Annotated in this window: 8 protein-coding genes; 3 read left to right on the forward strand and 5 right to left on the reverse strand. The window is 33.0% G+C overall.

All coding sequences use genetic code 11. The annotated features are described in order from the left end of the window. The 3 genes from B2217_RS07435 to B2217_RS07445 form a co-directional block, all read right to left on the reverse strand. The coding region (locus B2217_RS07435) for an aspartate aminotransferase family protein (RefSeq protein ID WP_291122239.1) at positions 1 to 906 on the reverse strand (906 nt) is incomplete at its 3' end. 1 nt (position 907) lies between these two features. Continuing rightward, positions 908 to 1,465 (reverse strand): hypothetical protein, encoded by a 558-nt coding sequence (locus tag B2217_RS07440; RefSeq protein ID WP_291122240.1) that lies wholly within the window; start codon positions 1,463 to 1,465, stop codon positions 908 to 910. Between the two features lie 39 nt (positions 1,466 to 1,504). Further along, positions 1,505 to 3,178, reverse strand: a complete 1,674-nt coding sequence (locus B2217_RS07445) for an OstA-like protein (RefSeq protein ID WP_291101109.1) — start codon at positions 3,176 to 3,178, stop codon at positions 1,505 to 1,507. A 244-nt stretch (positions 3,179 to 3,422) separates the two neighbouring features. Here B2217_RS07445 and B2217_RS07450 point away from each other — a divergent pair, with 244 nt between their 5' ends. Further along, positions 3,423 to 4,343 carry a Dyp-type peroxidase gene (locus B2217_RS07450; protein WP_291122241.1) on the forward strand — a complete coding sequence of 307 codons (921 nt, stop codon included), beginning with the start codon at positions 3,423 to 3,425 and terminating at the stop codon, positions 4,341 to 4,343. 61 nt (positions 4,344 to 4,404) lie between these two features. Here B2217_RS07450 and B2217_RS07455 read toward each other — a convergent pair whose 3' ends face one another. After that, entirely contained in the window at positions 4,405 to 4,857 is a 453-nt protein-coding gene (locus B2217_RS07455; RefSeq protein WP_038331681.1) for a Fur family transcriptional regulator, read from the reverse strand. Between the two features lie 195 nt (positions 4,858 to 5,052). Between B2217_RS07455 and B2217_RS07460 the strand changes: the two genes are divergently transcribed. Both B2217_RS07460 and B2217_RS07465 read left to right on the forward strand, forming a co-directional pair. Further along, positions 5,053 to 7,395 (forward strand): ATP-dependent helicase, encoded by a 2,343-nt coding sequence (locus B2217_RS07460; RefSeq protein WP_180906728.1) that lies wholly within the window; start codon positions 5,053 to 5,055, stop codon positions 7,393 to 7,395. A gap of 233 nt (positions 7,396 to 7,628) precedes the next feature. After that, a complete protein-coding gene (locus tag B2217_RS07465) occupies positions 7,629 to 9,092 on the forward strand; it encodes an alanine/glycine:cation symporter family protein (RefSeq protein WP_291122242.1) in 1,464 nt (487 codons plus the stop codon). 52 nt (positions 9,093 to 9,144) lie between these two features. Here the strand turns inward: B2217_RS07465 and B2217_RS07470 are convergent. Continuing rightward, on the reverse strand, positions 9,145 to 9,661 hold a 517-nt coding region (locus tag B2217_RS07470), incomplete at its 5' end, for a YceI family protein (RefSeq protein ID WP_291122243.1).

Consider the following 9,661-nt stretch of genomic DNA (forward strand, 5'->3'; position numbering starts at 1 on the left):
TTTTTCATCTTCTATAACATTTAGTAGCTCCAAAGCCGCTGCTGCAATCACAGGATTTCCACCGAAAGTTGTGATATGTCCCAATTGAGGATTCTGCTTAAGAGAACTCATAATTTTATCAGAAGTCATAAACGCACCAACAGGCAAACCACTCGCCATGCCTTTTCCCATCGCTACAATATCTGGTACAACTCCAAAATGTTCGAAACCAAACAATTTTCCAGTACGTCCAAAACCTGGTTGAATTTCGTCCATAATCAATAATGCACCAACTTCATCGCAACGTTTTTTCAGCTTGATAAAGAAATCATTTTCTGGCAATCTAAAACCAGAAGCACCACGAATACTTTCTACAATAACACCAGCTGTTTCTTTGGTAATTTTTTGTAAATCTTCTTCGTTATTAAAGTCAATAAAATAAACTTCTGGTAACAATGGTCGGAAAGCAGCTTTCTTACGTTCATCACCCGAGACACTCAACGAACCATGTGTATTCCCATGATAGGCATTTCGAAAAGAAATTAATTGACGACGACCTGTAAAACGTTTCGCTAATTTAAGCGAAGCTTCGATCGCTTCTGTTCCAGAATTTACCAAATAAACTTGATCCAATCCTTCTGGTGTTAAATCAACCAATCGCTTACATAATTCAACTGGTTTTTCTTGCGCATATTCACCATAAACAGCAACATGCATATATTTGTTTACCTGATCTATAATCGCTTGATTGATGCGCGGATGGCTATGTCCAAGTGTATTCACCGAAACGCCAGCCACAAAATCAAGATAGGCTCTTCCATCCTTTCCATAGATATAAGAGCCTTTTGCGTAATCGACTTCAAAACCAGATGCAAAATTTGTTGTTTGCGCCTGATATTTGAAAAATCCTTCCTTTAATGTTCCCATTTTATTTTAATAAAAAAAGCACAGCTGCACCGCCCATTGCATACGCTGCAACAGTAAGAGCATCTGATTTACCTTTCGAAAATTTTCTTATTTTGAACGAAGAAATATCATTTTTATGAAATTTCAATTCTTTTTCAGTTCCTTTTACAACAGCATATAAAGTATCAGCTTTCCATTGCTTCGCCTCTATTGTATATTCTTTTCCTTGCGCATCTACTTTATAAAATTGATCGGGTTTGATAACATCCGAAATTTTAATCGTAGAAGGATCTATCGCTACTTTCTCTTCTTTACTCTCTTCTTTTTTAGCTCTTAATGCAGCTAATTCTTCTTTACTTTCTGAAAGAGATGAACTAATTGCATTTTCATTCGGACTTTTGCGTTCTCTTCTCAATTCAGCAATATCAGCTCTGGAACGACTTCTTTCATTAGAGTTAGTCGTTTGATTTTGATTATTACCTTTAGACATTTCCAATGCATACTCCTCAGGATCAAAAGCTTTATATGTATAACAACTTGATAATAACAGAATAGATAACATGATAGATGTAGCTTTCATTTATAGTTTTAGAAATTAAACGATTAATTTATGAAAAGATTATTTCGATTCGATAAAAATATCTCGCCAAGTGTTTAATCGTTCAGAAATTCGCCATTTAAAATCGGGCAAATAACGCATTTCTTCTGGAAATTTTGACAATGGATACATTTTTCCGTCCGATTTTATACGACATGCAACCAATTCAACATCTTTTCCTACAACATCAACTTCTATAATTCCACAATACGAAATATTAACTCCGTAACGTTCTTTCACTTTCGTTTTTTGATCTGTATCATCCATGTACGTCAACGCGACAGCATTTTCTTCTACATTAATAAAATCAATTTTATCATCCTGAAATAGAACAGTTAAATATTTTCCTTTAATTTGATGATATTCATTTTCCACAAGCGAATCCACTTTAGCAATCACAAAAGCATTATTGAACACTTTCATCGAGTCTAATTTTTCTGTTTTTGCATTTGTATATGCTTCGATATAATCTCCCGTCACTTGATTATCACCAGAAAACAAAATTGGATCTTTATAAAATTGCATCAATCCTTTAGTTTGATTGTACACCAAAGAATCTGCTTTCCCATTCGCATTCGATTTGTAAAAACGCGCTTTATGAAACGCTTTCACCAATGAAGTCGAATCAACATCGTGACGTTTTACCGCCAACAACGTATCTGCACTAATGTAAAGCGAATCTTTGTCAAACGCTTTCACAGCATACGCATTCTTCGTTACAAAAGCCGAATCTAAGTATTTAAAAGCTTCTCCGTAATCTCCCTTCAAAAATCTTTTTTCTAAAGGATCATCCAAAAAAACATCCCCTTCACCTTTACCAAAACCTGTTTTATCGTTGAAATAAAGTTTTTTAGCCGTCAACGTTTTGTTTTGATAATAAACTTTTGAATTTCCTCTTAACCAAGCTTCACCCGTTTTTTTATTAAAATCTCCATCCGAAGTAATGATATATTGTGATGGATCATTTCGACGTGTAATTTTAGAATAATCACGGAAAGTAGTAATTCCCGTAATATCATTCGTCGTCATTTTTCTTGAATAAATCGTATAATCTTTATTCGTAATAAAAACTTCTGAACCAAAATTTGCCGATTTAGACTTTACATTATACACAACATTTCGTCCTTCGACCAAAGTTCCATCAGAACCAATTGTTTTGTAAGTATCATTTACAATAATATTTCCAGTCAATCGCTCGTAAATCATTTTTTCAGAACTGATTTGTTGCGTAGGCGTCTTCACTTCTACTTTCCCAATACCAGTCGCAATCTCAGTTGTACGATTATAATCCATATAATCTGCCGTAATACGAGAACTTGGATCAGTCAACACCACATCTTTGAAAGCTTTTGCAATTGTTGTGTTTCCGTCATACTCCATTTTATGCGCCGTAATTGTTTTGTCTTTACTCACCAAACGTGCATTCGACCAAACAACAGCCAAGTTTTTATCACGATATAAAACCGCACTATCAGCAGAAATTACATCACCTTTATATTCAATAACAACATTACCTGACAAAAATTCATTTCCTTCAAAAAGCTTTGGATTTTTTTCAGTTAAATCAGCATGTCTTAGAATAACTTTTTCTTTTTTAGGTTTTTGTTGCGCAAAAGCACTTATCGTTATAAAACATGAAAGTAAAAAAGCAACTTTCAAACCTGTTTTATTTTTATTTATATAATTAATTAACAATTATTTATTATTTTTATTTAATCTTTATTTCACTTCCGAAAAGTGTTAGCCAAAATTAGTATTATTTTTTTAGTCCTAAAAATTAATTATTACGTTAAAACATGCTTGAATACTTAAAATTTTCATAATGTTTTAATCAATATGATAGATTTTTAAGTCTTAATTTGATTAAAAAAATAACTATTATTCATAAAATTCAATTTTAAAATTCTTAACTTCATATTCAATTTTATAAATCTATTAAATGCCTCAATATCAAAATGTATTAGATAGTCCAAATACCAATACTATTTTTATGGTTTGGAATTTCAAGGAAAATACTGCTTACAAAAATGCATTCAAAAAGCTTTGCGCTTTGGTTATTAATCTTAATCATTCAGCCAATACACGTTTTCCGAAAACGCAATCGAGCGTTATTTTAGGAATTAGCTATAATGCTTGGATAAAATTAGATTTACCAAAACCTTTGCCGAAAGAATTAAAACCTTTTGTTGCCATTAAAGGAGAAAAGCATGAAGCCGTTTCTACAAAAGGCGATATTCATTTTCATATCCGCTCTACACAACAAAGTTATTGCGTTGATATTGTTTCTAATCTAACTGATTTATTAAATGATGTTGCGACTTGTCAAGAAGAAATTCATGGTTTTAGATATTGGGATGGTCGTAGTATTTTAGGTTTTGTCGATGGAACTGAAAATCCGCAAGGTGACGAAAGAACAAATTTTGGTTTGATTGGCAATGAGGATTCTGCTTATACAAATGGAAGTTATTTATTTGTGCAAAAATATATTCATGATATGCAAGCTTGGAAAAATTTACCAATTTCTGAACAAGAAAAAGTAATTGGACGATCTAAAGCTGATGATATTGAAATGAATGATGATGAAAAGCCTTCGAATTCGCATTCTGCTTTAGCAAATGTTGGCGATGACAAAAAAATTGTTCGCGATAATATGCCTTTTGGGAATATGTCTACAAATGAAATGGGAACCTATTTTATTGCTTATGCCAGAAAGTTTAGCATTGTAGAAGAAATGTTAGAACGCATGTTTGTTGGTGAACCTGCCGGAAACTATGATCGAATATTAGATTTTAGTAAAGCTAAAACTGGAACTTTATTTTTTGTTCCTTCTTTTGATTTATTAGATCAATTTTCTAATTAAAAATAACAAAAAAGACCTTTTACGAAATTGTAAAAGGTCTTTTGATTTTATAAAATCAAGGTTATTTATTCTTACGAGTTCCGTAAAAATACAATGAATGATTATCAATTTTGATATCAAAAATATCTTCTATCGTTTGTTTAATAGATTGAATTCTTGGATCACAAAACTCCAATACTTCTCCTGTATCAGACAAAATAATATGGTCATGATTTTTGTCGAAATATGATTTTTCGTAATGCGCTTGTTGATCTCCAAACTGATGTTTACGCACCAATTTAGCTTCCATCAAAAGCTCGATAGTATTGTATAAAGTAGCACGACTAACGCGGTATTTCTTATTTTTCATTTTGATATACAACATATCAATATCAAAATGATCATCTGTAAAATAAATTTCCTCTAAAATAGCATAACGTTCAGGTGTCTTACGATGTCCATTGTCTTCCAAGAAATTCGTAAACACTTGCTTTACTATTTCGTAATTACTTGATTTTACTGATTCGTCTGTCATATAAAAAATTTGTGTAAATATACAGAATATTTCCTTATCAATGTAACGAAACAGCTTTCAATTCGTACGTTTTTTCTATCTCTTGATAATAAATCTTTATAATCAGATATAATTAACAATATGTCTATATAAGAAAACATATAATCTTTCAAAATTATTTTATCCTTTACACTACAAAGGTTAACTTTGCACACGATGGAAGAAAATTATTTAGAAAAACTGAACGAACCACAGCGTTTGGCTGTAGAAGCTACCGAAGGTCCAGTAATGGTGATTGCAGGTGCGGGTTCTGGAAAAACGAGAGTGTTAACTTATCGCATTGCTCATTTACTAAATAAAGGAGTTGATGCTTTCAATATATTGTCTTTAACATTTACCAATAAAGCTGCCCGAGAAATGAAAGAACGTATCGGACATGTAGTTGGTGAAGCGAATGCAAAAGCTCTTTGGATGGGTACCTTCCACTCTGTTTTTGCGCGTATTCTACGTGTTGAAGCTCCGCTTTTAGGTTATCCATCAGATTTTACAATTTACGATCAACAAGATGCAGTTTCGGTAATGACAAAGATTATTAACGAAATGCATTTGGATAAAGATATTTACAAAGCAAAACAAGTTTTGGGAAGAATTTCTCAATACAAAAATAACTTGATTACAGTTAGAGCTTATCATAACAATCAAGCTTTAATTGAAGCAGATAATGAAGCAATGCGACCTCGAATGGGTGATATTTATAGAGCTTATGTAGATCGTTGTTTCAAATCTGGTGCAATGGATTTTGATGATTTATTGTTACGTACCAACGAAATTTTGACGCGTTTTCCTGAGGTTTTAGCAAAATATCAAGAACGTTTCAAATATATTATGGTAGATGAGTACCAAGATACCAATCATTCTCAATATTTGATTGTAAAAGCATTGGCTTCTCGTTACGAAAACCTTTGTGTGGTTGGTGATGATGCGCAATCTATCTATGCTTTCCGTGGTGCAAATATTCGAAATATTTTATCATTCAAATCTGATTATCCTGATGCGAAATTGTATCCATTAGAACAAAATTATCGTTCGACGCAAATGATTGTGGAAGCTGCGAATCAGATTATCAAACAAAATCAAGATCAATTAGAAAAAAATGTTTGGACAGCGAATGAAACTGGAGAAAAAATAGCCGTTTATCGTGGACTTTCTGATGCTGATGAAGCACGCTATATTGCGACACAAATTTGGGAAAGACAGATCAATGAACATCTTCAACCAAAAGATTTTGCTATTCTTTATCGTACAAATGCTCAATCTCGTGCTTTAGAAGAAGCCTTGAGAAAAAGAGGAATTCAATACCGTGTTTATGGCGGAACCTCTTTCTATCAGCGTAAAGAGATTAAGGATATGGTTGGCTATATGAGATTATTGATTAATCAAAATGATGAAGAAGCTTTATTGCGAACAATCAATTATCCAGCACGTGGAATTGGTCAAACAACAATTTCTAAACTTTTGGTCGCGGCAGATCAACATCAAATTAGTTTATTTTCTTTGATTGAAAATATTGCAATATATGCTCCAACAATTGGTATAAATGCAGGAACAGCAAACAAACTGAATGATTTTGTGTTGATGATTAAGCGTTTCCAAGTCATGTTAAAATCGCATGATGTGTATGAAGTAACGATGGAAATGGCTAAAACGACTCAATTATTGAATGCGTTGAAAGAAGATTCTACACCAGAAGGTGTTTCTCGTTTAGAAAACGTTCAAGAGTTGTTAAACTCGATTCAAGGTTATGTTGAAGAACAACAACAATTAGACGAAGGAGACGCTTCTTTAGGAGGTTTTTTAGAAAATATTGCTTTAGCAACTGATGCGGATAACGAAGAAGATGACGATAACAAAGTAAATTTGATGACTGTTCACTTAGCAAAAGGTTTAGAATTCCCTGTTGTATTTATTGCAGGTTTAGAAGAAAATCTTTTCCCTTCTATGATGAGCGTTAACACACGTGCTGAATTAGAAGAAGAGCGTCGTTTATTTTATGTTGCCTTGACACGTGCCGAGAAAGTGGCTTATATGACCTATTCTGTTTCACGTTTTCGTTGGGGAAAAATTATCGATTGCGAACCATCTCGTTTCTTAGAAGAAATTGATGATAGTTTCTTAGAATGGAAAAATCTGAATATTTCTGCAAGAGCTTCAAACAATAGTGGATTATCGGCTGATTTATTTGGAGACGAACCAACACCGCAACAGTATCAACAACGAGAAAAATCGGTTGCACGACCTAATCCGAGAGCTCGTGTAGAACCAGCTCAACCAAGATCAAATTTCAAACCAGTAAATCAAACGAAAAGTAGTGCTTCATCAACAGCGAATGCTCAAGGTTTACAAGTTGGTCAAGTTGTCGTTCACGATCGTTTTGGACGAGGAATTGTGAAAGATTTGCAAGGAGAACCATCAGATATGAAAGCCATTATTCATTTTGATAATGCTGGAGAGAAAAAATTACTCTTAAATTTTGCTAAACTAAAAATCATTCGATCATAATAAAAAAAACAGAAAAAGGTTACAATAATTTGTAACCTTTTTTATTTATATTTTAATTAACTACATACCTGATATTAAACAAAAGGTTTAAATAAGATATCATCAAAATTTAGAATAAAATTCTTGTTATGATTTATTTTTTCGAATAAATAAACAGATTAAATCTTATAATTAAGATTTTTTTAGCATTTTAGCACCACAAATAAACACAAGAACAAAAATTTTATACTCAAATGGATGATATCATCAATCTAATAAGCAGCTACGTCTGGTCATATGCTTTAATTGGACTTTGCGCTTTAACAGGAATTTACTTCTCTATTCGCACCGGATTTTTACAAGTAGTTTATATAAAAGACATGGTTCGTTTGCTTTTTAGCGGCGAAAAATCGGACAAGGGAATCACACCTTTTCAAGCCTTTTCTTTAGCAATTTCTGGTCGTGTTGGAACAGGAAATATTGTAGGTGTAGCTACTGCAATTGCTATGGGAGGACCTGGAGCCGTTTTTTGGATGTGGTTTATCGCATTTTTAGGAAGTGCATCTGCATTCATAGAATCTGCATTAGGACAGGTCTACAAACAAGAAATTAATGGAGAATATCGCGGAGGTCCGTCGTATTACATCGAAAAAGGTTTAGGAATCAAATGGTACGCAGTTTTATTCGCAATCATTACAATTATGAGCTGTGGATTATTATTACCAGGCGTTCAGTCAAATAGTATTTCATCTGCTTTGAATAATGCTTTCGATATTCCTATGTATGATTTTGCCGGAATTCCAATTAACGTAGTAGGTTTTATAATTATTGGATTATTAGCTTTAATCATTTTTGGAGGCGTAAAACGTTTAGGACAAGCCTCAGAATTCATTGTTCCTTTTATGGCAGGTGCTTACATCTTAATGGCTATCATTATTATTGGGATGAATTTCGAACAAATTCCTTCTGTTTTAAGATTAATCTTTTCTTCAGCATTCAATCAAGAATCACTTTATAGTGGCGTTTTTGGTGCTGCAATTGCTTGGGGAATAAAACGTGGAATTTATTCTAACGAAGCTGGGCAAGGAACTGCTCCGCACGCAGCAGCAGCAGCGGAAGTTAATCACCCAGCTCAACAAGGTTTAGTACAAGCTTTTTCCGTTTACATTGATACTTTATTTGTGTGTACAGCAACCGCTTTTATGATTCTATTTACAGGAAAATACAATGTAAATCACCCTGAAAAAGTTGGAAATTTTATTACAGAAAATCTTCCTGGAATAGATTATACAGGATTTACACAAGCCGCTGTTTCAAGTGAATTTCCTGCTTTTGGAGATAGTTTTGTTGCAATTGCTTTGTTTTTCTTTGCTTTTACTACTATTATGGCTTATTACTATTATGCGGAAACTAATATTACATACATTTTCAAGAAAGGAAATAGAAAAGTATATGTATGGATTTTACGTGTTTGTTTTTTAGGTGCTACGTATTACGGAACAATCAAAACTGCTGAAACTGCTTGGGCAATTGGAGATATTGGTGTTGGTCTGATGGCTTGGGTAAATGTTATTGCTATTTTATTATTAAGCGGAGTTGGGCTTAAAGTCTGGAAAGATTATAAAGACAAACGTAAAAAAGGAATTAAAAATCCTGATTTCAATCCTACTGAAATCGGAATTAAAAATGCTACTTTTTGGGAGAACAAAAATAAATAACGCAAAAAAACCACTTCTTTTGAAGTGGTTTTTTTGCTATTAAAAATTATGATTATTGGGCTTGAGTAAACTCTAAATTCACCAATAATTTTACTTTATCAGAAACCACTAATCCTCCAGCTTCTGTTACTTGGCTCCATCCTAATCCGTAATCTTTACGGTTGATTTCTCCTGAAAATTCGAATCCAGCTCTTTGTAATCCCCATGGATCAGTGATAACTCCACCAAAATCTGCATTTAATGTAATTGGCTGTTTTTCACCACGAATTTCTAAAGTTCCATTAATTTTTCCGTTTTGAATACCTGAAGTACTTTCAAATTTCATTTCTGGAAATTGCTCAGCAGCAAAGAAATCAGCTGATTTTAAATGTCCATCACGATCTGCATTTTTTGTATTGATTGAATCTACTTTTGCATCAAATTCAAATTTTGCATCAGAAAAATCATCTGAATTAGCTTCTACATCAGCATTGAAATGATCAAAATTTCCTGTTACTGTAGAAATTACCATGTGTTTTACTTTAAATTGGACTTCTGAATGAGAAGGGTCTAAATTCCATTTTGTTGCC

Origin of the sequence: Empedobacter sp. UBA7620 (assembly GCF_002484185.1) — a bacterium.
Lineage (GTDB): Bacteria > Bacteroidota > Bacteroidia > Flavobacteriales > Weeksellaceae > Empedobacter > Empedobacter falsenii_C.